General features: G+C 73.7%; 18 protein-coding genes and 2 pseudogenes. 11 read left to right on the plus strand and 9 right to left on the minus strand.

The window, feature by feature from the left end; all coding sequences use genetic code 11:
* The 4 genes and pseudogenes from ACIO5E_RS36585 to ACIO5E_RS36600 all read left to right on the plus strand — a co-directional run.
* Nucleotides 1-97 (plus strand): annotated as a pseudogene (locus ACIO5E_RS36585) (electron transfer flavoprotein subunit beta); the annotation flags it as partial.
* Nucleotides 98-142: 45 nt separating this feature from the next.
* Nucleotides 143-1,105: an electron transfer flavoprotein subunit alpha/FixB family protein gene (locus ACIO5E_RS36590; RefSeq protein WP_400676391.1), complete on the plus strand. Its 963-nt coding sequence runs from the start codon at nucleotides 143-145 to the stop codon at nucleotides 1,103-1,105.
* Between the two features lie 178 nt (nucleotides 1,106-1,283).
* Nucleotides 1,284-2,702, plus strand: a complete 1,419-nt coding sequence (locus ACIO5E_RS36595; protein WP_400676393.1) for an acyl-CoA synthetase — start codon at nucleotides 1,284-1,286, stop codon at nucleotides 2,700-2,702.
* 308 nt (nucleotides 2,703-3,010) lie between these two features.
* The gene (locus ACIO5E_RS36600) at nucleotides 3,011-3,940 is read left to right on the plus strand and encodes a C40 family peptidase (protein WP_400676395.1); all 930 of its coding nucleotides are present in this window, start codon (nucleotides 3,011-3,013) and stop codon (nucleotides 3,938-3,940) included.
* A 134-nt stretch (nucleotides 3,941-4,074) separates the two neighbouring features.
* On the opposite strand, the gene ACIO5E_RS36605 is transcribed toward ACIO5E_RS36600, so the two are convergent.
* Nucleotides 4,075-4,989 carry a ribokinase gene (locus ACIO5E_RS36605; protein WP_400676397.1) on the minus strand — a complete coding sequence of 305 codons (915 nt, stop codon included), beginning with the start codon at nucleotides 4,987-4,989 and terminating at the stop codon, nucleotides 4,075-4,077.
* 455 nt (nucleotides 4,990-5,444) lie between these two features.
* Between ACIO5E_RS36605 and ACIO5E_RS36610 the strand changes: the two genes are divergently transcribed.
* A complete protein-coding gene (locus tag ACIO5E_RS36610; protein ID WP_400676399.1) occupies nucleotides 5,445-6,512 on the plus strand; it encodes an NUDIX domain-containing protein in 1,068 nt (355 codons plus the stop codon).
* Here the strand turns inward: ACIO5E_RS36610 and ACIO5E_RS36615 are convergent.
* A pseudogene (locus ACIO5E_RS36615) lies at nucleotides 6,509-6,778 on the minus strand (integrase core domain-containing protein); the annotation flags it as partial. The gene ACIO5E_RS36610 and the pseudogene ACIO5E_RS36615 overlap by 4 nt on opposite strands.
* Before the next feature lie 892 nt (nucleotides 6,779-7,670).
* Between ACIO5E_RS36615 and ACIO5E_RS36620 the strand changes: the two are divergent.
* Complete coding sequence (locus ACIO5E_RS36620; protein ID WP_400676401.1) at nucleotides 7,671-8,525, plus strand: DUF4184 family protein; 855 nt, start codon at nucleotides 7,671-7,673, stop codon at nucleotides 8,523-8,525.
* Here ACIO5E_RS36620 and ACIO5E_RS36625 read toward each other — a convergent pair.
* Nucleotides 8,501-9,865 carry a dipeptidase gene (locus ACIO5E_RS36625; RefSeq protein WP_400676403.1) on the minus strand — a complete coding sequence of 455 codons (1,365 nt, stop codon included), beginning with the start codon at nucleotides 9,863-9,865 and terminating at the stop codon, nucleotides 8,501-8,503. The two genes, ACIO5E_RS36620 and ACIO5E_RS36625, sit on opposite strands and share 25 nt — an antisense overlap.
* 181 nt (nucleotides 9,866-10,046) lie before the next feature.
* Here ACIO5E_RS36625 and ACIO5E_RS36630 point away from each other — a divergent pair, with 181 nt between their 5' ends.
* Complete coding sequence (locus ACIO5E_RS36630; protein ID WP_400676405.1) at nucleotides 10,047-11,501, plus strand: geranylgeranyl reductase family protein; 1,455 nt, start codon at nucleotides 10,047-10,049, stop codon at nucleotides 11,499-11,501.
* A 224-nt stretch (nucleotides 11,502-11,725) separates the two neighbouring features.
* Here ACIO5E_RS36630 and ACIO5E_RS36635 read toward each other — a convergent pair whose 3' ends face one another.
* Both ACIO5E_RS36635 and ACIO5E_RS36640 read right to left on the minus strand, forming a co-directional pair.
* Nucleotides 11,726-14,029, minus strand: a complete 2,304-nt coding sequence (locus ACIO5E_RS36635) for a glycosyl hydrolase family 18 protein (protein WP_400676407.1) — start codon at nucleotides 14,027-14,029, stop codon at nucleotides 11,726-11,728.
* Nucleotides 14,030-14,299: 270 nt separating this feature from the next.
* Nucleotides 14,300-15,286 (minus strand): ArsR/SmtB family transcription factor, encoded by a 987-nt coding sequence (locus ACIO5E_RS36640; RefSeq protein ID WP_400676409.1) that lies wholly within the window; start codon nucleotides 15,284-15,286, stop codon nucleotides 14,300-14,302.
* Between the two features lie 232 nt (nucleotides 15,287-15,518).
* Here ACIO5E_RS36640 and ACIO5E_RS36645 point away from each other — a divergent pair, with 232 nt between their 5' ends.
* A complete protein-coding gene (locus ACIO5E_RS36645) occupies nucleotides 15,519-16,766 on the plus strand; it encodes an MFS transporter (RefSeq protein ID WP_400676411.1) in 1,248 nt (415 codons plus the stop codon).
* A 5-nt stretch (nucleotides 16,767-16,771) separates the two neighbouring features.
* Here ACIO5E_RS36645 and ACIO5E_RS36650 read toward each other — a convergent pair whose 3' ends face one another.
* The gene (locus ACIO5E_RS36650) at nucleotides 16,772-17,176 is read right to left on the minus strand and encodes a RidA family protein (RefSeq protein ID WP_400676413.1); all 405 of its coding nucleotides are present in this window, start codon (nucleotides 17,174-17,176) and stop codon (nucleotides 16,772-16,774) included.
* Between the two features lie 211 nt (nucleotides 17,177-17,387).
* On the opposite strand from ACIO5E_RS36650, the gene ACIO5E_RS36655 reads away from it, so the two are divergent.
* The gene (locus ACIO5E_RS36655) at nucleotides 17,388-18,161 is read left to right on the plus strand and encodes an enoyl-CoA hydratase family protein (protein ID WP_400676415.1); all 774 of its coding nucleotides are present in this window, start codon (nucleotides 17,388-17,390) and stop codon (nucleotides 18,159-18,161) included.
* A 96-nt stretch (nucleotides 18,162-18,257) separates the two neighbouring features.
* On the opposite strand, the gene ACIO5E_RS36660 is transcribed toward ACIO5E_RS36655, so the two are convergent.
* Nucleotides 18,258-19,016, minus strand: coding sequence for a maleylpyruvate isomerase family mycothiol-dependent enzyme (locus ACIO5E_RS36660; protein ID WP_400676417.1), 759 nt, complete (start codon nucleotides 19,014-19,016; stop codon nucleotides 18,258-18,260).
* Nucleotides 19,017-19,193: 177 nt separating this feature from the next.
* On the opposite strand from ACIO5E_RS36660, the gene ACIO5E_RS36665 reads away from it, so the two are divergent.
* On the plus strand, nucleotides 19,194-19,949 hold the full coding sequence (locus ACIO5E_RS36665) for an acyltransferase (RefSeq protein ID WP_400676419.1): 756 nt from the start codon (nucleotides 19,194-19,196) through the stop codon (nucleotides 19,947-19,949).
* Nucleotides 19,950-20,087: 138 nt separating this feature from the next.
* Here the strand turns inward: ACIO5E_RS36665 and ACIO5E_RS36670 are convergent, their stop codons facing one another.
* On the minus strand, nucleotides 20,088-21,506 hold the full coding sequence (locus tag ACIO5E_RS36670) for a PucR family transcriptional regulator (RefSeq protein WP_400676421.1): 1,419 nt from the start codon (nucleotides 21,504-21,506) through the stop codon (nucleotides 20,088-20,090).
* Between the two features lie 60 nt (nucleotides 21,507-21,566).
* Between ACIO5E_RS36670 and ACIO5E_RS36675 the strand changes: the two genes are divergently transcribed.
* Nucleotides 21,567-22,622 (plus strand): esterase/lipase family protein, encoded by a 1,056-nt coding sequence (locus ACIO5E_RS36675; protein ID WP_400676512.1) that lies wholly within the window; start codon nucleotides 21,567-21,569, stop codon nucleotides 22,620-22,622.
* A 116-nt stretch (nucleotides 22,623-22,738) separates the two neighbouring features.
* Here the strand turns inward: ACIO5E_RS36675 and ACIO5E_RS36680 are convergent, their stop codons facing one another.
* Complete coding sequence (locus ACIO5E_RS36680) at nucleotides 22,739-23,326, minus strand: HutD family protein (protein ID WP_400676423.1); 588 nt, start codon at nucleotides 23,324-23,326, stop codon at nucleotides 22,739-22,741.
* Nucleotides 23,327-23,406: the final 80 nt, after the last annotated feature.

Genomic DNA, 23,406 nt, shown 5'->3' on the forward strand with positions numbered 1-23,406 from the left:
GGCGCGTCCGGCGCGTACCGCGGGCACCGTCGTCAAGGACGAGGGTGAGGGCGGCAAGCAGCTCGCCGGCTTCCTCGCCGACCAGAAGTTCATCTAGTCCCACCCGTTCGCGCATCCAACGATCGATCAGGAGCAACGAATCATGGCTGAGATCCTGGTTCTCGTGGACCACGCCGACGGTGTGGTCCGCAAGCCGGCCCTCGAACTGCTGACCCTGGCCCGCCGGATCGGCGAGCCGTCCGCGGTCGTGCTGGGCGCCGGCGCCGCCGCTGCCGACATCGCCGCGAAGGCCGCGGAGTACGGCGCGGCCAAGGTGTACGTCGCCGACGGCGCCGAGTACACCGACCAGCTGGTCGTCCCCAAGGTGGACGCCCTCACCCAGATCGCCAAGGCCAACGACGCCGCGGCCGTCCTCCTCACCTCCTCCGGCGAGGGCAAGGAGATCGCCGCCCGCGTCGCGCTGCGCCTGGGCTCCGGCATCATCACCGACGCGATCGACCTGGAGGCCGGTGACGGTGGTCCGGTCGCCACGCAGTCGGTGTTCGCCGCGTCCTTCCAGGTGAAGTCGAAGGTCACGAAGGGCGCGCCGGTCATCACCGTCAAGCCGAACGCCGTCGCCCCCGAGGCGGCTGCGGCCGCCGGTGCGGTGGAGAACGTGGCGGTGGAGTTCACCGGCAACGCGGCCAAGGTCACCTCGCGTACCCCGCGGGTCTCGACCGGTCGTCCGGAGCTGACCGAGGCCGCGATCGTGGTCTCCGGCGGCCGTGGCGTCGGCGAGGCGGCCGGCTTCGGTGTCGTCGAGGAGCTCGCGGACGCGCTGGGTGCGGCCGTCGGCGCCTCGCGTGCCGCCGTCGACGCGGGCTGGTACCCGCACAGCAACCAGGTCGGTCAGACCGGCAAGCAGGTCTCGCCGCAGCTGTACATCGCGGCGGGCATCTCGGGCGCGATCCAGCACCGGGCCGGCATGCAGACCTCGAAGACCATCGTGGCCGTCAACAAGGACCCCGAGGCCCCGATCTTCGAGCTGGTCGACTACGGCGTGGTCGGCGACCTCTTCGCCGTGCTGCCGCAGCTGACCTCCGAGGTGAAGGCCCGCAAGGGCTGATCCTCCCCGCGCGGAGAAGCGGAGGGCGTGGCACCGGGCAGCCGGTGCCACGCCCTCCGACGTGTCCGGCGCCGCCAGGTGGGCGGTGGCGGTGGCGAGGTGTCGGCTGTGCGTGGGCCGGACGGGTGCGGCCCGTAGAGTCGGCGCGACAGCGTGAGACGAGGGCGAGGACGGAAGCATGGCACTGCTGACCGCACTTCAGGGCGACTACGGGGACGCGGCGGACGCGCTGCGGATCGACGGGCGGGCGCTGTCCCGCGAGGAGTTGCTGGGCGCGGCGACCGCCGTCGCCGACCGAGTGGCCGGCGCCCCCGCGCTCGCGGTGCTCGCCCGGCCCACCGTCGAGACGGTCGTCGCCGTGGTCGGCGGTCTGCTGGCGGGCGTGCCCGTGGTGCCGCTGCCGCCCGACTCCGGGCCCAAGGAGCGCGAGCACATCCTGCGCGACTCGGGCGCGGCGCTGCTCGCGCATGCCGTGGGTGACGCCGGTTCAGGGGGCCTGCAGGGGCTTCCGGTCGACCCGGCGGAGCGCGCCGCGACCACGTACGCCGAGCCGGCAGCGGACGCCACCGGCTTCGTCCTCTACACCTCGGGCACCACCGGGGCGCCCAAGGGCGCGGTGATCCGGCGCGAGGCGATCGCCGCCGATCTGGAGGCGCTCGCCGCGGCCTGGCAGTGGACCGCCGAGGACACCCTCGTCCACGGCCTGCCCCTGTTCCACGTGCACGGCCTCCTGCTCGGCGTCCTCGGCGCCCTGCGCACCGGCAGCCGGCTCGTGCACACCGGGCGGCCCACCCCGGCGGGGTACGCGGCCGCGGGCGGCAGCCTGTACTTCGGCGTGCCGACCGTCTGGTCCCGGGTTGCGGCCGACCCCGAGGCGGCGCGGCGGCTGGCCTCGGCCCGGCTGCTGGTCTCCGGCAGCGCGCCGCTGCCGGTACCGGTGTTCGAGAAGCTGGCGGCGCTCACCGGGCACGCCCCGATCGAGCGCTACGGGATGACCGAGTCGCTGATCACGGTCAGCACCCGGGCGGACGGCGAGCGCCGGCCGGGCAGCGTCGGCCTGCCGCTGGACGGGGTGCGCACCCGGCTGGCCGGCGAGGACGGTGCGCCGGTGCCGTCCGACGGGGAGAGCGTCGGCGAACTGCAGATCGCCGGGCCGACCCTGTTCAGCGGATACCTCAACCGGCCCGACGCGGATGCCGAGGCTTGGACGGCGGACGGCTGGTTCCGCACCGGGGACGTCGCCGTGATCGGCGAGGACGGCTTCCACCGGATCGTCGGTCGCGCCTCCGTCGACCTGATCAAGAGCGGCGGCTACCGGATCGGCGCAGGCGAGGTGGAGGCCGCGCTGCGCGACCACCCCGCGGTCGCGGACGCTGCGGTGGTCGGCGCACCGGACGAGGACCTCGGGCAGGCGATCGTCGCGTACGTCGTCCCGGACGGCGCCGTGACGGGGGAACAGCTGACGGCTTTCGTGGCCGAGCGGCTCTCCGCGCACAAGCGGCCGCGCCGGGTCGTGCTGGTGCCCGAACTGCCCAGGAACGCCCTGGGAAAGGTGCTCAAGAAGCAGCTGCTGACGGAGGCCGGCGAGCAGAGGTGACGGTGCGTCCGGTGCCACGCGGGTGACGGGTTGTTCACTCTGATGCACCGTCAGCGCCGGGCGAACCCTCCTATTGGCTCACTCCACTGCGCGCCGTGAGCGGACGCGCGCTTAACGTGACACGCAGGCAGAACCGAATCCCTGGGCGACATGCCGCGGCTTCCGGTCGCACGACCGGAGGCCGCGGCATGTCGGGCGGGGTCTGCCGATCCGTACGTGCCGATCCGTCGGGACGTACCGCGAGTCCGTAGCCGATTCCGCAGCCGTCACCGTGGCGGCAGTTCGCAGTAGTGAGGGAAGACAGCAGGATGACCACTGTCAACACCAGTGCGCCGGGTACCGCCGACGAACCGACCGGGCAGCCCGCTGCCGCCACCGCCACCGCCACCGCCGCCGACCAGCGGGCGGCCGCCGCCCGTCCCGTCCGTCCCTCCCGGGCCGCGCGGGTCCGGAGGGGGATCGGCATGGTGGCCGTGATCGTGGCCGGCGCGGGTGTGATCGGCCTCGGTACCAGCGTGGGCCCCGCGGCTGCCGAACCGGCACCGGCGCACGCCGGGTGGGACGGGTCGCGGTACTGGTTCAAGAACAGTCAGGGGCAGTGGCGCTGGACCACGCACTACAGCGTGTACGTGGCGCGGACGGGGGGCGGATCCTCCTCCGCGACGTCCTCCTCGACGAGTACGACGTCGAGCGGTGGGATCAAGCAGGGGTGGGACGGGTCGCGGTACTGGTTCAAGAACAGCAAGGGGGAGTGGCGCTGGACCACGCACTACGACGTGTACGTGGCGCGGACGGGGGGCGGGTCGGCGGGGTCCCCCGCGGCCCCGTCCGGTTCGTCCTCGTCGGGGTCGTCCGCCGGCGCGGTGGCGGCGGACCGGAACGTCGAGAACGCCGTGCAGTTCGCGCTCAGCCAGCTGGGCAAGCCGTTCCGGACCGCGGGCAACGGGCCGGACGGGTACGACTGCTCGGGCCTGGTGCAGCAGGCGTTCCGGCGCGGCGGCATCAACCTGCCGCGGGTGGCCAACGACCAGTACGCGGCGACCACGCCGATCAAGGCGAGCCAGCTGCGCCGGGGCGACCTGCTGTTCTGGTCCCCCGACGGCACCAAGCGGGGCATCCAACACGTGGCGATCTACCTGGGCGACAACCAGTACGTCGAGGCGGCGCGGCCGGGGACGCTGATCCGGATCTCCAGGATCAGCAGTGGCTACTACCCGTCGTACATGGGGAGGCCCTAGGCGGTCGGGCGGTCGGGCGGTCGGGCGGTCGGGCTGGCTGTTGGGCAGGTGGCCGGGAGCGTCCGGGAGTTGTCGTCCCGGGTGTCCCAGGGCGGTGCTGCCGGGGGTGATCGGTGGGCCGGTCCGCGGATCGCTCAGCGGGCCGGCCCGAGATCGCTCGGGCGGGGGAGCGCGCCACGGGCGCCGAGGGCGGTGACGGCGAACGCGCCGGCGGCCACGGCGGTGGCGGCCGCGTCGGGCAGGGAGGTGCCGCGGGCGAGTTCAGCGGCGAGGGCGCCGCAGAAGACGTCGCCGGCGCCGGTGGTGTCGACCACCTGGACGGCGGGGGCGGGCAGCCGGGTCAGCCGTCCGTCGGCGGCGACCAGCGCGCCCTCGCCGCCGAGGGTGAGTACGGCGCCGTCGGCACGGTGGGCGAGGGCTTGGGCGGCCTCCTCGACCGTGCGGGTGCCGGTCAGCTGGCTGGCCTCGACGGCGTTGGCGACGACCAGGGGGCGGCGCCCGGTCGGGCCGGTGTCGGGGAGCGCGCCGGCGGGGGCGGCGTTGTGCACCCAGCGGGTGCCGTCGGCGGGCAGGGCGGCGGCGGTCGCGTGGATGCACTCCTCGGGGACCTCGCCGCTGGTGAGCAGCACGTCGACGGGGAGCAGGCGGAGGTGGGCGAGTGCGGCGGTGACCTCTGCGGCGGTCAGACGGGCGTTGGCGCCGGGGACGACGACGATGCTGTTCTCGCCGGCGGGGTCGACCATGACGATCGCCTGACCGGTGGGCGCGTCGGGGTGTGTGAGCACGGCGCCCGTCTCGACCTCCGCGCTGCGCAGATCGGTGAGCGCCGCCTCGCCGTCGGCGTCGGTGCCGACCTTCGCGACCAGGTGTGTCGCGGCCCCCATCCGCGCTGCTGCCACGGCCTGGTTCGCGCCCTTGCCGCCGAAGCCCCGGGCCGCGGCGGTGGCGAGGACGGTTTCGCCGGGGGTGGGGAGTACGGGGCAGCGGAGGATGCGGTCGGTGTTGACCGAGCCGATGACCACGACGCGACCGGCGGGGAGCAGCTTCATCGTCCATCTGTACGTGCTGGGGCGTGCACGGCGCAAGCAGGCGCTGGGGAGCGTTGGGGGCGCGAGAGGGGCGCGGGGAGGAATATGCAGACCGGTCTACTGAATTATGTCGACCGGTCTATAGATTTTCGGGCGGAGTTCGTCTGCTGGTCGCCGCAGTCGGGCCGGTGGGGGCGATGGTGCCGCACGGGAAGTCGAGCAGGTCGAACTCCTGTGCGTGAGACATGAGGAGTAGGTGGAGCTTTCATGTAGACCGGTCTACATATTCTCCTGGGAAGGTGGCTGGCCTGGGCACATGCCCCTGTCAAGGGGCGGGCTGGGGCGCAACGGCGGGCGCGGTGGGGAGGCATGGGGAGCGGCGTGGCGCGGGTACCACCACGGGTAGCGCTGGTTCGGCCGACGGGGGCGCTGCCCGATGTGAACGGCATCGGGGCAAGTCGAGGGCAGGGGACGTTGTGATCGTCTGGGTCAATGGCACATTCGGGGCGGGCAAGACGAGTGCCTGCCGCGAGCTGGTGGAACTGCTGCCCGGGAGCGTGCTCTTCGATCCCGAGCTGGTGGGCTTCGGTCTGCGTCGGATGCTCCCGTCCGACCGGCTGGCGACGGTGTCCGACTTCCAGGACCTGGCGGCCTGGCGCCGGCTCGTCCCCGAGACGGCGGCCGCGCTGCTCAGTGAGGTGACGGGCCCGCTGGTGGTCCCGATGACCCTGCTCAGAGAGGACTACCGGGACGAGATCTTCGGCGACCTCGCCTCCCACGGCATAGCGGTGCACCACTTCGTCCTGGACCCAGAAGAAACGATCCTGCGTGACCGCATCGCTCGCCGCGACGAGTGCCCGGGCGATCCGGAGGCCAGCGAGCGGGTCCGCACGTGGTGCTTCGAGCACGTGGCCCGCTACCGGGCCGCCCGGCGCTGGCTGGTCGAGGACGCCCGGATGCTCGACACCAGCGAGCTCACCCCCCGCGAGACCGCCCACCGGATCGCCGAAATGGTCCGCGTCGGCGCCGCCCGCTGCCCGATCGTCCAGACCCCGGAACCGACCGGGGACACCGTGGCCTCCGCGGTCCTGTTCTTCGACGAGCAGGACCGCGTCCTCCTGGTCGATCCCGTCTACAAGCCCGACTGGGACTTTCCCGGAGGCGTGGTCGAGCGCGGCGAGGCCCCCACCGACGCGGCCCTGCGCGAGACCGCCGAGGAGTTGGGCCTGCGGCTCGACCCGTCCGGGCTGCGCCTGCTCGCCGTCGACTGGGAGCCGCGCACCGGCCCGCGCCGCGGCGGCCTGCGCCTGATGTACGACGGCGGCCAGCTGGACGCCGCCGCCCGCCAGAGCCTGCTGCTCCAGGCGGAGGAACTGCGCAGTTGGCGCTTCGTCACCCTGGACGAGGCCGCCGACCTGCTGCCCCCGAGCCGCTACCTGCGCCTCGCCGCCGCCCTGGACGCCCGCCGCAGCAACGAGTTGCGTTACCTGGAGGCGGGCCGCCGGGTCGCGCTCGGTCTGGCCAGCGCGGCGGACGCGGCCTAGGTGTTCTGACCCGTGAGCTTGGGGATGCGGCTTGCGGGTGGTTGGCCTGCGAGTGCGGTGTGTCTGCGGTGGTGATTGTAGGTGTGGAGCCAGGCGGGGTAGGCGTCGCGTCGTTCCTGTTCGGTGCGGTAGGGGCGTGCGTAGGACCATTCGTCGAGCAGGGTGCGGTTGAAGCGTTCGACCTTGCCGTTGGTCTGCGGTCGGTAGGGGCGGGTGCGCTTGTGTGCGATGCCCTCGGCAGCGAGGGCATCGCGCCAGGCGTGTGACGTAGGTCGTGACCGTCAGGGGAATCTGGGAGGCGTAGTCCCAGCGGGCGTTGGAGGGCCGCCCCACGGCCTGGGTCCTGTCCGAGTTCGTCAGCGGGAAGCTGTCGACGAGGTTCAAGTCATGGCCGCTCGTGGGGGTGGAGCCCATGCTCGCCTCCCCGCCTCCGCCGATGGCGACCTTGTTGCTGGGGCAGAAGGCGACCTGCCGGCTGAACTGCCGATCTGCTCGGGCTTCTTGACGATCTCGATCCCGAAGAGGGTGGCCCCCGTCGTGCCGCCGTCCCTCGTCGCGGCCTGCGAGGCCGGTGCCCCCGGACCGGCTGCCGCCGCGAACGCCCCGGCCACAACAGCCAACGCGGTGACGGCGGACCTGAACCTCTTCGAAGCGCGCATGGGAACTCCGCTGGATGAGCACGCGCTCATGACAAGGTGTGACCTTTCCGTGGCGCTTCGTGTCCGTCTGATCGTTCGACGGAAGTCATCCCGCGCTGGCGGGCGGAAGTGTGTGTGGCCTGGCGGATTCAGCGATTGGTCGCGGCCAGGGTCGAACGGTGGTCGTTTTGGTAGAACGATGGCGCCTGCTGCGAAAGGGGCCGATGCGGTGGGTGACGGCCGAGGACGGTGCGGGCGGCACTGCGGTAGGCGCCGCGGCGGCGAAGGCCGCTTGTGCCGGTACCGGCGGCAGGCCCGGCACGCGACCTGACTCGGGCAGCCCGCGCCTACCTCGGCACCGCAACCACAGCCGCCCTCGTCATCTGGCTCCGCGCAGGATCGACCGGACAAGTCCTAGCCGCACCGATCGCAGAGATCGTCCTCACTCCCCGAAACACTCCCGACCCCTGACCGCCGTGGGCGTTGGCCGGCCGGTCGGTGGGGGCGGGAGGATGGGGGCATGCCGTTCACACTGAGCCACCCCGCCGCCGTCCTCCCGCTGCTGCGCGCCGCCGGGGAACGCGGGCCGTTGGTCGCCTCGGCTCTGGTCGCCGGGTCGATGGCGCCCGACGTCCCGTTCTTCGCCGAGTCGCTGCTGCCCGGGGTGTACGGGCACGGCGGTCTGACGCACCGCTGGTGGGCCGTGCCGACGCTGGACGTGGCGATCGCGGGCGCGCTGGTGGTCGGCTGGCACGGCCTGCTGCGCGCGCCGTTGGTGGCGCTGCTGCCCGACCGGTGGGCGGGCGCCGCCGAGGCGCTGACGGTTCGGCGGCCCGCCGGCGGGGTGCTCGGTACAGGGGCGCTCCGTACGGGGGCGGCCTGGTTCGCGGCGTCGGCGGCGATCGGTGCGGCCACCCACGTCGGCTGGGACGCGTTCACCCACGAGGGCCGGCTCGGCGTCCGGCTGCTCCCGGTGCTGGACCGGCAGGTGGCCGGGACCCCGCTCTACTCCGCGCTGCAGTACGGCAGTTCGGCGCTCGCCCTGGCCGCTATGGCGGGTTGGGCGGCGCGCGCCGTACGGGCCGTCGAGCCGGTCCGCCCGGCCGTCGTCCTCGCGCCGCGGGCGCGTCGGGCCGCCGTCACGGCGCTGGGCGCGGCGACGGCGGCCGGGGTGCTGCACCGGCTGGTCCCGCTGCGGCGGAACCTGATCCCGGAGTTCTGCTTCGGCGCCGGGGCCGGGCTCGCGGTGGGCGCGGTCGGCTACGCGGTGGCGGCGACCGTCGCCCGAAGGCTCCGCGGCGGGCGTCCGGGGCCGAGGACCACCACCGGCAGCCCCCGGCCCAACGCGCGTCAGACGGAGCGCAGTTCGGCGTAGCGGCGGAGGAACAGGGCCTCGGTGAGGGCCATTCGCTCCAGCTCGTGCGGGTCGACGCTCTCGTTGACCGCGTGGATCTGGGCGGTCGGCTCCTCGACGCCGATGAGCACGATCTCGGCCTTCGGGTAGAGCGAGCGCAGGGTGCTGCAGAGCGGGATCGAGCCGCCCTGGCCGGACGTGACCATCGCGGTGCCGAAGGCCTCGGCCATGGCCTCGCCCATCGCCTCGTACGCCGGGCCGGTGGTGTCGGCGCTGAACGGGGCGCCGTTGCCCTGGCGTTCGATGGTCAGCCGGGCGCCGAGCGGGACCCGCGCCTCCAGGTGGGCGACCAGCGCGTCCTGGGCGGCCGCCGGGTCGCAGCCCGGCGGGACCCGCAGGCTGACCAGGGCCTTGGCGGACGCCTGGACGGAGGAGGTGGCGCCGATCACCGGCGGGGCGTCGATGCCGAGGATGGTGACGGAGGGGCGGGCCCAGAGGCGGTCGGCGATCGTGCCGGTGCCGGTCAGGGCGACGCCGTCGAGCACCTTGGCGTCGGAGCGGAACTGCTCCTCGGGGTACTGGACGCCGGTCCAGGTCTGGCCGCCGGCCAACCCGGCCACCGCGACGTCGCCGTTCTCGTCGTGCAGCGAGGCGAGCATCCGGACCAGCGACTGCAGCGCGTCCGGGGCGGCGCCGCCGAAGGCGCCGGAGTGCAGGTTGCCGGCCAGGGTGGTGACCGCGACCTCGACGGTCGTCATGCCGCGCAGCGAGGCGGTCACGGTGGGCAGGCCGGGGGCGAAGTTACCGGTGTCGCCGATGATGACGGCATCGGCGGCGAGCAGTTCGGGGTGGGCCTCGGCGTAGCGCTCCAGGCCGCCGGTGCCCTGCTCCTCCGAGCCCTCGACGATGATCTTCAGGCTGACCGGGTAGGCGTCGCCGGACGCCTGGCGGAGCGCCCGCAGGGCGGTCAGGTGCATCAGGATGTTGCCCTTGCAGTCGGCGGCGCCGCGCCCGTACCAGCGGCCGTCGCGCTCGGTCAGTTCGAAGGCGGGGCTGAGCCAGGCGTCCTCGTCGAGCGGGGGCTGGACGTCGTAGTGCGAGTAGAGCAGGACGGTCGGCGCGCCCTGGGGGCCGGGCAGTTCGGCGTAGACGGACTGGGTGCCGTCCGGGGTGTCCAGCAGCCGGACGTTGGTCAGGCCCTCGGCGGCGAAGGCGTCGGCGACCCAGCGGGCGGCCTTCTCGCACTCCTCGACCGGGAACTGGCGCGGGTCGGCGACCGAGGGGAAGGCGACCAGTTCGGCGAGGTCGGTGCGGGCACGGTCCATCAGGGACCGGACGGCGTCGGCCAGAGGCTGTGACATCGGGGCTCCGGGGGACGGGTCCGCCCGAGGGGTGGTGCGGGCGGAGGGGGTCGGTTGGGGTACCGCCGATCATAGGCGGAGTCGAACCCGGCGGTCCGGCGGTTCGGCCCTGTGGTTCGGTCTGGCGTTCGGGGGCGGTGCGGCGACCGGCGGGACCGGCGGACGCATAGGATTGCTCGACGTGACTGACTCCGGAAGCTCCGATTCCCGCAGCCCACTCGACACCGAGGACTCGCCGCTCGACGCCGAGGTGCCCGGACGGCCGTCAGGCCGGTCGTCGGGTCAGGCGTCAGGTCTGCCGTCAGGCGAGGCGGCCGAGGCGGTGCCCCAGGCGGTGTCCGAGACCGCGCCCGAGGACGAGGACGAGGCCGAGGCCGAGGCTGAGACCGGGCCCGAGGGCGAGACCGGGCTTGCGGCTGGGCCCGAGGCCGCGCCGCAGACCGACCGTGTGGCGTCCGACCCGCACGACGGTGTCTGGGACGTCGTGGTGGTCGGCGCCGGACCGGCCGGCGCCTCGGCCGCGCACGCCGCAGCCGTCCAGGGCCGCCGGGTGCTGCTCCTCGACAAGGCCGAGCACCCCCGCTACAAGACCTGCGGCGGAGGCATCATCGGCCCGTCCCGGGACAGCCTGCCGCCCGACTTCCGGCTGCCGCTGCAGGACCGCGTGCACGCCGTCACCTTCGCGTACGACGGGCGGTTCACCCGGACGCGCCGTTCCCGGCGGATGCTGTTCGGCCTGGTCAACCGGGACGAGTTCGACCTGCGCCTGGTCCAGGCGGCCAAGCAGGCCGGAGCGGTGCTGGTCACGGGAGTGACCGTCACGGGCGTCGAGCAGCGCGGCGGCGAGCACCGGACGGCGCTGGTGACGGCCGCTGACGGGCGTACCTTCGAGGCGCGCGCGGTGGTCGGCGCGGACGGCAGCGCGAGCCGGATCGCCCGGCACGTCGGCGTCACCTTCGACCAGATCGACCTCGGCCTGGAGGCGGAGATCCCGGTGCCGCCGCAGGTCGCCGCGGACTGGTCCGGCCGGATCCACCTCGACTGGGGCCCGCTGCCCGGAAGTTACGGCTGGGTGTTCCCGAAGACCGAGTCGAGCAGCCTGACCGTCGGCGTCATCTCGGCACGCGGCGACGGGGAGCGGACCAAGCAGTATCTCGCCGACTACATCCAGCGGTTGGGCCTCTCCGGCTTCACCCCGAGCGTGGAGTCCGGGCACCTGACCCGTTGCCGGGCCGAGGACTCGCCGCTCTCCCGCGGCCGGGTCCTGGTCGCCGGGGACGCGGCCGGACTGCTGGAGCCGTGGACCCGTGAGGGCATCTCGTACGCGCTGCGCTCGGGCCGGCTGGCCGGCGAGTGGGCGGTGAAGGTCGCGGAGGCGGGCAAGGCGGCGGACGTGCGGCGCGAGGCGCTGAACTACGCGTTCGCCATCAAGGCCGGGCTGGGCGTGGAGATGCGCGCCGGTAAGCAGCTGCTGGGGGCCTTCGAGCGGCGCCCGTACCTGTTCCACGCGGCGGTCTGCCTGGTGCCGCCGGCCTGGCGGGCCTTCGCCCGAACCACCCAGGGGCACACCACCTTCGCCCAGGTGCTGCGGCAGTACCGCGCGGCCCGGAAGCTGGCGGCGATGGCGTCCCGCTGACGGGGGTCGTCCTGCGTGGGCGTCTCGCTGAGGGATGGACTGCCTAGCGCGGGCGTTTCGCTGAGGGGCGGCCTGCCTTGCGCGGGCGCCTCCGTCGTGCGGAGGCCGATGCGGGACGAGGGGGGGGCGAGGGACGGGGGACGAGAGACGGCGTGGGCCGGCGCTCCGCTGCTCGGGAGTGCCGGCCGTTTCGCGTCACCGCTCCAACAGGCCGGTCTTCCCGGCTACTTGAGGCCGGAGTCGAGGGCGTTGATGAGCGTGCCGGACGGGGTGTCGCCCGAGATCTCCCAGATCATGCCGCCGAGCAGGTTCTTCGACTTGAGGTAGGCCGTCTTCTGAGCGATCGACCAGGTGTCGTCGAAGGTCCACCACTGGCCACCGGCTCCCGTGTAGCCGTACGTCGCAATGGACTTGGGGTCGTGGTAGACGGTGAGGTTGGGGACGCTGGTGATGAGGTTGTTGTAGCCGCGGGTGCCGGCCTCCTCGGCGAACTGGCCGGGGGCGGCGCCGTTCGCGGACTGCCACACGCCGGAGGCGCCGCCGTCCGCCACGCCCTGCCAACCGCGCCCGTAGAACGGGAAGCCGATGGTGAGTTTGCGCGGGTTGACCCCGGCGCCGAGGTAGGCCTGGACCGCCGCGTCCACGCTGAAGTGGAAGTTGTACGGGTCGTTCGCGTCGCTGTAGAGGTTGGCCTGCGGGCCGGTGCGGTTGGGCTCCCAGGAGTTGTCGCTGCCGGAGCCGTGGAAGTCGTAGCCCTGGACGTTGGCGATGTCCAGCGAGCTGAAGATCTTCGTGAGGTCCCAGCCCGCGGCGACCTTCGCCGGGTCGGCCGGGGTGAAGGCGGTGAGCAACTTGTGCGAGCCGCCCAACGCGTCGAGCTGCTTGCGGAATTCGGCCAGCAGCAGGGTCAGGTTGCCCTTGTCGTCGGCGCTCCAGTGGTTGCCGGCGTGGCCGTCGGCGGAGCCGGGCCACTCCCAGTCGAGGTCGATGCCGTCGAAGATCCCGGCCGCCACGCCGCCGCCGCCGGCGCCGTTGTAGACCGGCAGATTGCCCTTGATCCAGGTGTCCACGCAGGACTTGACGAACTTCTGGCGGGAGGCGTCGGTGGCGGCGACGTCCGAGAAGTACTTGGAGTACGTCCAGCCGCCGAGCGAGACGACCACCTTCAGGTTCGGGTACTTGGCCTTGAGCTTCTTCAACTGGTTGAGGTTTCCGCGGAGTTTGCCCCAGCCGTCGTCGGCCACGCCGTCCACCGACTGGTCGGCGCTCATCGGGCGGGCGTAGTCGGCGTCGGCGTCACCGGCGCCGGTGCCCTGGTCCGGGTCCTGCGGGTTGGCGGTGGTGCCCTTGGTGACGCCCGCCAGGCAGGTCAGATTGACCGGATCGATGTTCTCGAAGGCGTAGTTGACGACGTCGAGCTTGGCCGCGCTGCCCGAGGTGTCGAGGTTCTTGACGAAGTACTGGCGGCCGTAGATGCCCCACTGGACGAAGTAGCCGACCCGGGCGTACTTTCCGGCGCCGACCAGGTCCGAGGTGGTGGCGGTGAGGGGCGTGGAGGCGGGCGAGGCGTTGTCGGCGGGGTCGCGGGCCTTCACGGTGAACGTGTAGGTGGTGGAGGGCGACAGGCTGCCGACGGTCGCGGTGAGGGTGCCGCCACCGACCGTCGTCACCAGCGTGCCGCCCTGGTAGACGTCGTACGCGGCGACCCGGACGTTGTCGGTCGCGGCGTTCCAGGCGAGCGTGACGTCCGACGAACTGACTGCTGTGGCGCGGAGGTTGGTCGGCGCGGTGGGCGGGGTGGGGTCCGTCGACGGGTCGAAGGTGGCGGCGGTGACGGGTGCGCTGAGCGGCCCGGTGTTGCCTCGGCTGTCCTTGGCCCGAACGGTCAGGGTGTACGTCGTGGCCGGGGTGAGCCCGGTGACCAGGGTGCCGGCGGTGGTGCTGGAGGCGACCACGGTGCCGCCGTTCAGCACGTCGTAGGAGGCGACCGGGAAGTCGCCGCCGGTGGCGGCCGGCCAGGTGAGGGCGAGCGTGTGCGCGGTGGACTCGGTGACCACCGGGGTGCCCGGCGCCGATGGCGGGACGTCGGCGGTGCCGTCGCACTTGTCGCCGTTGACGCGGCAGTTGGTCGGCGTGGAGACCGGGCCGTTGCCGACGAACCAGAAGCTGTACGGCTCGGTGGTGCTGTGGGCGTCGACGGTGGCGTTGTAGAAGGCGTTGGTGGCGGTGACGTGCCGGCCGTTGACGGTGGCGGTGCCGTTGTAGCTGTTGCCGATGGTGACGCCGGCCGGCAGGTCGAACTCCAGGGTCCAGCCGGTCACGGCGGTGGCGCTGTCGTTGTGGACGATGTAGGTGCCCTGCCACCAGGAGCCGTTGTTGGCGGTGGTGAAGGTGGCGGTGAGCTTTCCAGTGGCGTTCGCCGGGGCCGCCAGCGCGGTGAGCGCCGCGAGGGGCAGGAGTAGGACGGAGAGCAGTGCCAGCAGTCTGCTGCGCACGCGTGGGCGTCTGACCCGGGATCGAGCGGACATGGTTCTCCCTGTGACTGTGGGGGTTGAACAGGGTGACGTAGAACCTCGGGGCTTGGTGCGTGTGCGATGGGTGCCAGCGCCGTGGGGAGACGGGGCATGGGCACTGTAGGAGGACTGGACCAATGCGTCAACAGGTCTGTACCACTTGGGAGTTGGGGCCAGGTCGGGGGTGGAGGCCCGGGTGGTGACCGGGGGTGGCGGCTGACGGATGGTAGATGACAACTTTCAGATTTCAGATAACAGAAGTTGAAATCTGTCATCTGTTATCTGTTATCTGTTCGACCCCGCCAGCTCGTCCCCGAGCGGGCTGCGCAGGTACAGCACCGAGCGGCCGTGCCGGGCCCGGGTGACCAGGCCGGTGGCGGCGAGGACGGACAGGTGCTGGCTGACCGCGCCCGGGGTGACGCCCAGTCGGTAGGCGAGGTCGGTGGTGGAGGCGGGTTCGGCGAGCAGGGTCAGTAGCCGGGCCTTCGGTCCGCCGACCAGCGCCGCCAGGGCCTGCGGCGGCACCGGCGTACCCGCGCCGGCCATGCCCGCCTGGCCGCGGGCCGGGTAACTGATCTGCGGTGCCCGGTCGTTGCTGATCATGGTGATCGCGCCGCGGGCGAAGAAGGTCGGGATGAGCACGAGGCCGCGTCCGTCCACGGCGGTCTCGGCGTCCCAGTCCGTCCACCGACGGTTGATCGACAGGACGCCGTCCTCCCAGCGCAGCCGGTGGTCCAGGTCGGCGAAGAGGGCCGCCGCGCCGTGCTGGGAGAGCAACCGGGCCCGGTAGACCAGGTCGGCGTCCAGCACCGCACGGGCCTGCGGCCACCAGGAGGGCGCGAGGCAGACCTCCCAGTACTCCTCCAGCGCGTCGGCGATCCGCTGCAGCAGTCGCGCCGGGTCGGCCAGCCCTGCGGCGAGCGCGGCGGGTATCGGCCTGCCGTGCGGCAGGAAGGTCTGCTCCAGTTCGGGGCGCAGCAGCTCCGGCGGCAGCGCGCGGACGCTGGCCAGCTCGGTACGGAAGTCGGCGGCCGGGGTGGCCGGGCGGGGTGTCAGGAAGTCGGGGATCCAGCGGTTTGCGGCGATGAGCGACAGCAACAGCGTGGAGTCCAGCCGCTCGAAGGCGGATCGGAGCCGTTCGAAGGCCGGAGTCTGGAGCGGGTAGACGCCCGGGTGGGTCCACATGCGCAGGCTGAGCGAGGCCTCCTGGATCGGGGAGACAGCGAACCAGGTGGTGGCGAGGTCGGCCAGGCCGAGCGTGAAGCGGTGCACGGGGTGCTCTCCTGCCGCGCCGTACGTGGACGCGGGCACGGTGGGGGCGGATGGATTTAGCCAGAGCCTAAAGGAATACCTGGCCCGGGCCGGCAGGCGGTGTGATCGGGGCATGACCACCACCTCGCCGGCGGAGACCTCCGCACCTGACCCCGCCATGCCCGGAAGTACCGGAAGCGTCGGAGCCACCGGAAGTGCCACGAGCCCCGGAGCCGGCGGGCCGTTCGGGGCCGTGCGACGACGGTTGCACCCCGACCCGATGGTCCGGCGGCTGGCCGGGATCACCCTGGTCAACACGGTGGGCAACGGTCTGTCCCTGTCCGTCGCGGTGCTGTTCTTCACCCGGGTGCTCGGCCTGAGCGCCGCCCAGCTGGGCCTCGGGATGACCGCCGCAGGCCTGTGCGGGGTCGCCGCCAGCGTGCCGGCCGGGCGGGCCGCCGACCGCTGGGGAGCCCGCCGGGTGCTGGTGGCGCTGGTCGCGGCGGAGGCGGTCGGCACCGCCGGGTACACGTTGGTGCACAGCTATCCGGCCTTCGTGGTGCTGGCCTGCGGGGTCTCCGCCGTCGACCGCGGGTCGGCCGCGGTGCGGAACGCCCTCTACGCCGAGGTGCTGCCGCCCGACCGCCGAGTGGCGGGCCGCGCCTATCTGCGGGTGGTGACCAACGTCGGCATCTGCGTGGGGACGGCCGTCGGCGCGATCGCGCTCCAGGTGGACACCCGGCCCGTCTATCTGACGGCGATTCTGGCCGACGCCGTCTCCTTCACGGTCGTCGCCGTGCTGTTCCACCGCCTCCCCGACCTCGGGCACCCGGGGCCGGCGGCGCCGTCCGTGGACCCGGGGACGGAGGGCGTCCGGCCGGGGAAGCGGCGCAACCCGGCGCTGCGGGACGGCCCGTTCCTGGTGGTGACGGTGCTGAACGCGGTCCTCGGGCTGCAGTTCGCCGTCCTGGAGGTCGGCGTGCCGCTGTGGATCGTCCAGGACACCGATGCGCCCCGGATCACCGTCGCGGGCACCCTGGTCGTCAACACCCTGCTGGTGATCGCCCTTCAGGTGCGGGCCACCCGGGGGACCGAGGACCGGGCGACGGCCGCCCGGCTCTGCGGTCGGGCGGGTCTGCTGCTCGCCGCCTCGTGCCTGGTCATCGCCCTCGCGCACGGCCTGCCCGCGATCGTCGCGGCCGTGGTGGTGCTCGGCGGGGTCGCGCTGCAGTCGCTGGCCGAGGTGCTCGGCCAGGCGGGCGGCTGGGCGCTCAGCTACGACCTCGCGGGGGAGCGCGACCACGGCGCCTACCAGGGCGTGTACAACGCGGGTTCGGCGGCGGCGCTGATGGCCGGTCCGGCGCTGGTCAGCACCGCCGTGATCGGGTTCGGCCTGGTGGGCTGGGCGGTGCTGGGCGCGGTACTGGCGGCGGCGGGTCTGGCGATGGGCCCCGCCGTCCGGTGGGCCGGGCGGCGGGGCGGGTACGCCGAGGGGAGGTGAGGCGGCTACTCCTGGACGATCGCGAGGGCCTCGATCTCGATCAGCACCTCGGGCAGGAAGAGCGCCGCGACCTGCACCGCCGAACTGGCCGGCGGGCAGGCGGTGTTCACGTGCTCGTCGCGGGCCTCGCGGATGGCCGGGAGGTAGGCGATGTCGGTCACGAAGATGGTGAACTTCAGGACGTCGGCGAAGTCGGCCCCGGCGGCGGCCAGGCAGCGGCGCAGGTTCTCGAAGACCTGGCGCGCCTGTGCCTTCGGGTCGCCCACGCCGACCAGGTTCCGGTGCTCGTCGAAGGCGACCTGGCCGGAGACCTGGACCAGCCGACCGGTGCCGGTGACGACCTGGGTGTAGCCGGTACCGGGGGCGACTCCGGGCGGCTCGGTGATGTGGGTGAGGTGCGTGGTGGTCATGGCGCCTATCGTGGCCCGGCCCGCGTACGCGGCGCACCCCCGTTTCGCGGTCGGCGTCACGCCGGTGCCGGATGCGCCGACGCCGGATCCGGCGGGGGGTGGCTCTGGTCGAGGGGCGGGTGGGCGTGCCAGAGTCGTCCGGGCGTCGTCCGGCCACCCCCGGGCGGCGCGGCAGTCCGACCCACCCTCAGCCGGAAGGCAGGCCCCGCCGATGACCAGCGCAGAGCCCCTCGTCCGCGTCACCACCGCCGACGCCGTCACCACGATCACCCTCGACTCGCCGCACAACCGCAACGCGCTCTCCACCCGCCTGATGGCCGAACTGCACGCCGGCCTGGCGGTCGCCGCGGCCGACCCGGAGGTCCGGGCCGTGGTGCTCGGGCACACCGGCAAGGTGTTCTGCGCGGGCGCGGACCTGTCCGAGGCGACCGGTGCGGACCCGACGGTCGGTCCGCGCGGCCTGGTCGAGCTGCAGCGGGCGATCGTGGACTGCACCAAGCCGGTGATCGCGGTGATCGACGGGCACGTCCGGGCCGGCGGCCTCGGCCTGGTCGGCGCGGCGGACCTCGCCCTGGCCGGGCCGGCCGCCACCTTCGCGTTCACCGAGGTCCGGCTCGGCCTCGCACCCGCCGTCATCTCGCTGCCGCTGCGCCCCAAGCTGGAGCCGCGCGCCGCCTCCCGCTACTACCTCACCGGCGAGGTCTTCGACGCCACCGAGGCCGCCCGGATCGGTCTGATCACCCGCGCCACCGAGTCCGCCGAGGACACCGGGGTCGCGCTGAAGGGCCTGCTGGACGCGCTGCGCCAGGGCTCCCCGCAGGGGCTGGCGGAGTCGAAGCGGCTGGCCAACGCCGAGGTGGTGCGGTCCTTCGAGCGGGACGCGGACGAGTTGGTGGGGCTGTCGGCGCGGCTGTTCGGGTCGGCGGAGGCGCAGGAGGGGATGCGGGCGTTCCTGGAGAAGCGGCCCGCGCGCTGGGTGCGCTGACCCCCAGCTGCCCCGGCCCAGCCCGCCCCGCACGCCCCGCCTGGCCCCGCCGCACGCCCCACCTGCCCCGACCGGCCTCCGCCGCGCGCCCCGGTCTCAGATGGCCGCCGTCGCCTGCCAGAGGTCGAGCAGCGCCGCGTCGCCGTCGAGTTCGACCCGCGCCGGGCCGATCGGGAGCCGGTTCCACAGCAGCAGGTACAGGTCGTGGGCTGGGCCGGTGAGGGTGAGGTCGGCCGGTTCGGCGGCCCCGCCCGTGGTGGTGGCCGGAGGCTCCTGGGTGATCGTCACGCGCCAGGAGCCGGGGCCGTCCGTCGTCCGGACGTCGACGGTGCGGGGCCGTTCGCTGCGCAGCTTGGACCGGCTGAGGACGGTGAAGCCGCGCAGCAGCTCGTCGATGCCGTCGAGGGCGAGCGCGGCGTCCAGCCTGGGACCTTCGGTGCCGGCCGCCGCGTCGGCGTCGAAGCGGTGGACGGCGGTCTCGTGCGCCTGACGACGGGCCCAGAACGCGAGCGGGCTGGTCGACGGCAGGAAGCTCCAGCAGTCGACGTCGGCCGGGGCCAGGGTGAGCGCGTCCACCAGGGCGGCGTGGCCCTCGCGGAACCAGTCGAGCAGTGCGGCGTCCGACGGGTCCGGCCCGATGGCGGCCCGCCGGCCCTCCTCGTCCAGGGGAGCGTGCAGGCCCCGGGACGGGTAGGCGGTTGCCCAGCGGTGGACCTGGCCGACGTGCCGCAGCAGGTCGCTCAGCTGCCACTCCGGGCAGGTCGGTACGGGGGCGGCGAGGTCGGTCCGGGCGGCGGCGTCGGCGAGCAGGACGCCCTCGCGGCGCAGTGCGTCGATGTGTTCGGTGATCTCCATGGGAGGCAGTGTTCCACCCGAAACCACCGTCGTTCGCGGTTTTCGGACCTGCCCGGGCGGATGGCCGGATCCGGCTGCGGGAGGCGTACGAGGCCGCAGGTCACGGCGGGCACGGCGACGGTGTGATGTTGGCCGCCCGGCGGCCGGTCGGACCCTACGGGCCGGTAACGTGAGCGCATGTCGATAACCCGTTCGCTGCTCTCCGCCGTCCGGTCCGGCGGCCGCCGTGCCACCGGTCGCCTCGTCCATCGGGGCTGGCGCTGGGTGCAGCGGACCGGCGCGGTCACCCGGCAGAGCCCGGGCCCGTACCGGTTCGGCGAGTTGGGGGACGGCACGACGCTGGCGTTCCCGCTCGGGGCGGTGTTCAACGAGCAGTGGATCACCATCGGACCGTTCTCGATCATCGGCGAGCGGGTCACCATCAGCGCCGGCTTCCTGCCCGGCCTCGACCTCGGGCCCGAGCCGATCGTCCGGATCGGCGGCGGCTGCGTGATCGGCCGGGACAGCCACATCGTCGGCCACCAGTCCATCGTCCTCGGCGACGACGTGTGGACCGGTCCCGGCGTCTACATCTCCGACCAGACGCACGAGTACCGGTCGACCGACCTGCCGATCGGCAAGCAGTGGCCGCGCAACGAGCCGGTGGAGATCGGCGCCGGGAGCTGGATCGGCACCGGCGCGGTGATCCTGCCGGGCGCCCGGATCGGCCGCAACGTGGTGGTCGCGGCGGGCGCGGTGGTGCGCGGCGAGGTGCCCGACCACAGCGTGGTGGCCGGGGCGCCGGCCAAGGTGGTCCGCCGCTGGACGGCCGAGGAGGGCTGGCAGCCGCCGCTGCGCCACGACGCGCCCCAGCCGGTGCCGGACGGCGTGACGGCGGAGCAGCTGCGGGCCCTGGTGGGGTGGGACCTGCGGCTGCCGGGGGAGACGGCCTAGTCCGGGATCCCGGCGTCCCGGCGTCCCGGGATTCCGGGATTCCGGGGCACCGAGGTCGGCGGGGCGGGCCCCGGAGCTGGTCCTGGCGCCGACCCCGGCGTTGGTGCTGGTGCCAGCCCTGGTGCTGGTGGCGGTGGACTACCGGACGGGCGTGGCCTGTTCGGCGGTGCGGGCGGCGATCGCGGCGGTGATCCGCAGCAGGTCGGCGGGGCGGGCGGGGTCGAGGCCGGTGAGGGCGGCGATCCGGCGCAGCCGGTAGTCGACGGTGTTCGGGTGCAGGTGCAGGGCGCTCGCGGTGTGTCTCCGGTTGAGCCCGCCGGCCAGGTGGGTGCGCAGGGTGGTGAGCAACTCGCCGCCGTCGGCGAGCGGTTCGAGCAGTGCGGCGAGGCGGGAACGGGCCTGGCTGGGGCGGGTGAGCTGGTATTCGAGCAGTACGTCGTCGAGCCGGTGGAGGCCGGGTGGGCGGCCGAACGCGCGGGCCACGTCCAGGACTTCGTACGCCAGCGCGGCCGCGCCGGGCACCTCGGCGGGTGCGGCGGCCGCCGCCGCGGCCAGGACGGGGGCGCCCGCGGCCCGGGCCGTCGCGGCGACGGTGGCGGCGAGCTGCTGCCACGGGATCCCGTCGGGCGCGCAGGCGTGCTCGGACGGCCTCTCGGGCCGTTCGTCCCGGGGCGCGCCGAGCGGGACGAGGACGAGGCCGCCCGAGGGGGTGAGCGCGGTGAGCGCCGACTGCCGCGTGCGATGGTCGAGTTCGGCGACGAGGCGGCGCAGCTTGCGGCGGGCGGCGACGCCCGGGTCGACGCCGGCGGCGGTCTCGTCGGGGTGGTCGGCGACGGACAGGCAGAGGACGGCGTACCGGGGCGGCAGCCGGAGCCCGGCCCGGGCGGCGGCCTCGTCCGCCGGGGTGCCGGCGAGCAGCGCGATGAGGAGGGACTGCCGGGCGTTGCTGCGCCGGTCGCCGGTCGGCCGGCGTTCGTCGAGGTAGCCGGCGCCGGCGGCGGTGGTGGCCTGGCGGAGCTGGTCGAGCAGCAGACGGTTGAGGGCGAGCAGGTCGGCGGCGTCGCCGTCGCGGGCGTGCCGGGTGATGAACTCCCAGCAGACCTCCAGCCCGATGTGGTGGGCGAGCAGGACGGCGTCCAGCGGCAGACCCTCCTCGGCGCGGCGGGTGGCGGCCTCCCGGACGGCGGTGAACTCCTCGTCGGGGGCGGGGAGTCCGGTGCGGACGGCGTGGGCGAGGGCGCGGATCCGGAGCTCGGTGTCGCGGGTGAGTTCGCCGGTCAGCTGCTCGCGGGGCAGACGGCGGTAGACCGGTACGCGGTCCAGCAGGGCGGCGACCACGGCCTCCGCCAACTCGCGTACGCCGCCCAGGAGTCGCTGGTCGGCCGGTCGGCCGCCGATCGACGGGACGTGCCAGTCGGGCGTGGCGCCGGGCTTGACACCGGGCGTGGCGCCGGGCGCGGTGTGGGGGGTGGCGCCGGATGAGCGGTCGGACGGGCTGTGGGGTGCGGCGTCGGGTCCGGCCTCGGGCGGGCCGTCGGGTGCATTGTGACCGGTCACAGAGAACACCGTCCAGGTCTGGGGAACGCCCAAGGGCCGGGCCGGAGGGGCGACCGCATGATGGAGCCACTCGGGTTACCTGTTGGTAACAAAAATCCGTCGTGGAGGCAACAGTTGAGAACCCCACTTCTCCGCTTCTCCGCAACTCCCCTGCGTCGTAGGCTCGGAGGAGCCTTCGGCGTGACCCTGCTGGCAGGGGCGCTGCTGGTCGGCGCGACGACGGCTCCGGCGAGTGCCGCGTCCGCCGCGCCTGGCATGCCTGCCGTGGCGGCCACCCCCTCCGTCGCCCCCTCCGTCCGCACCCCGTCCGCCGCCGAACTGCCGCCCGACGGCGACTCGGTGGCCTCGCCGCCCGGCGCCAACGACTGGAGCTGCCGGCCGACCGCCGCCCACCCCGACCCGGTGGTCCTCGTGCACGGCACCTTCGCCAACCGCTACGAGAACTGGCTCGCGCTCTCCCCGCTGCTGAAGGGCCTCGGGTACTGCGTCTTCGCCCTCGACTACGGCACCATCCCCGGCATCACCTCCAGCGGCAGCGGCCTGCTGCTGCCGATCGGCGGTCTCGGCCCGGTGCCCGAGTCGGCGGCCCAACTCGGCCGGTTCGTCGACCTGGTGCTGAACGCGACGGGAGCGGCCAAGGTCGACATCGTCGGGCACTCGCAGGGCGGCATGCTGCCGAACTACTACCTGAAGTTCCTCGGCGGCGCCGCCAAGGTCGGCCGACTGGTCGGCCTGGCGCCGTCCAACCACGGCACGACGCTCGACGGGATCACCAAGCTCGCGGCATACTTCCCCGGTGTCGCGGACCTGATCTACACCGTCTGCCAGGGCTGCCGGGACCAGGCGGTGGGATCCGACTTCAACCGCACGATGGCCTCCCGTCCGGACACCGTGCCCGGCGTGAGCTACACGGTGATCTCGACCGTGTACGACGAGGTCGTCACCCCGTGGCGGACCCAGTTCCTGACCGGCCCGAACGTCGACAACGAGGTGCTGCAGGACCACTGCCCGATCACGCTCGCCGAGCACGTGGCGATCGCGTTCTCGCCGACGGCGCTGCACTTGGTCACCAACGCCCTGGACCCGGCCCACGCCACACCGGTGTTCTGCGGCTGAGCCGAGCACGCCGCCGACGCCCCGGCCCGGGAGGTCCCCCGGGCCGGGGCGTCGGCGGCGGCGGAGATCGAGCGCCGGAGATCGAGCGGCGTAGATCGGGCGTCAGTGCGTAGGCGTCAGGGCGCGGTCGTCGAGCGGAGGGTGACCACGGCGACGGCTCCGCCGGTCCGGACCCGGACCTCGCACGTACCGGGCCCCGCCGGCAGGGCGGCGTCGAAGCGGTCGAGCACGGCGTCGTCCCCGACGACGGCCCCACCGGCGAGGCAGACCAGCAGGACGGTCGCCTCCGGCGGGACGTCCACGGCGGCCGGCGCGGTGAGCACGTCCACGGTGGCGCCGACCCGGCCGCGGCGGGTCATCACGTTGAAGTCGACCACCGGACCGGCCAGCAGTCGGCAGTCCGTCGCGGCGTCACCGGGAAAGGCGAAGGGACGGAAGGGCACGTCGACCAGGTGCCCGGCGCCGTCGACGGTGAGCGTCATGCCGGGACCCTCGACCAGGGTGATCACCCGGTCGACGCCGGGGAACGGCGAGAACGGCCCGGCCGACGCGACGTCCGCGAGGCTGACCCGCCAGTCGAACGCGTCCAGCCCGGCCCCGGTGGGGAAACCGGCGACCTCTCTGGTCACCCCGCCCCCGTTGAGCCACGCCGTGGCCGGGCGCTCGTCCGCCCGCAGTATCTGGATCCGTCCGCTGGTCGTCATGGCCCGCATCCTGCCACCACGTCCGCGAGCGGCCACGCCGAGGCGCCATCCGCCGCATCAGCCGGATCAGCCGGATCAGC

This window comes from Kitasatospora sp. NPDC087314, from assembly GCF_044744365.1.
Lineage (GTDB): Bacteria > Actinomycetota > Actinomycetes > Streptomycetales > Streptomycetaceae > Kitasatospora.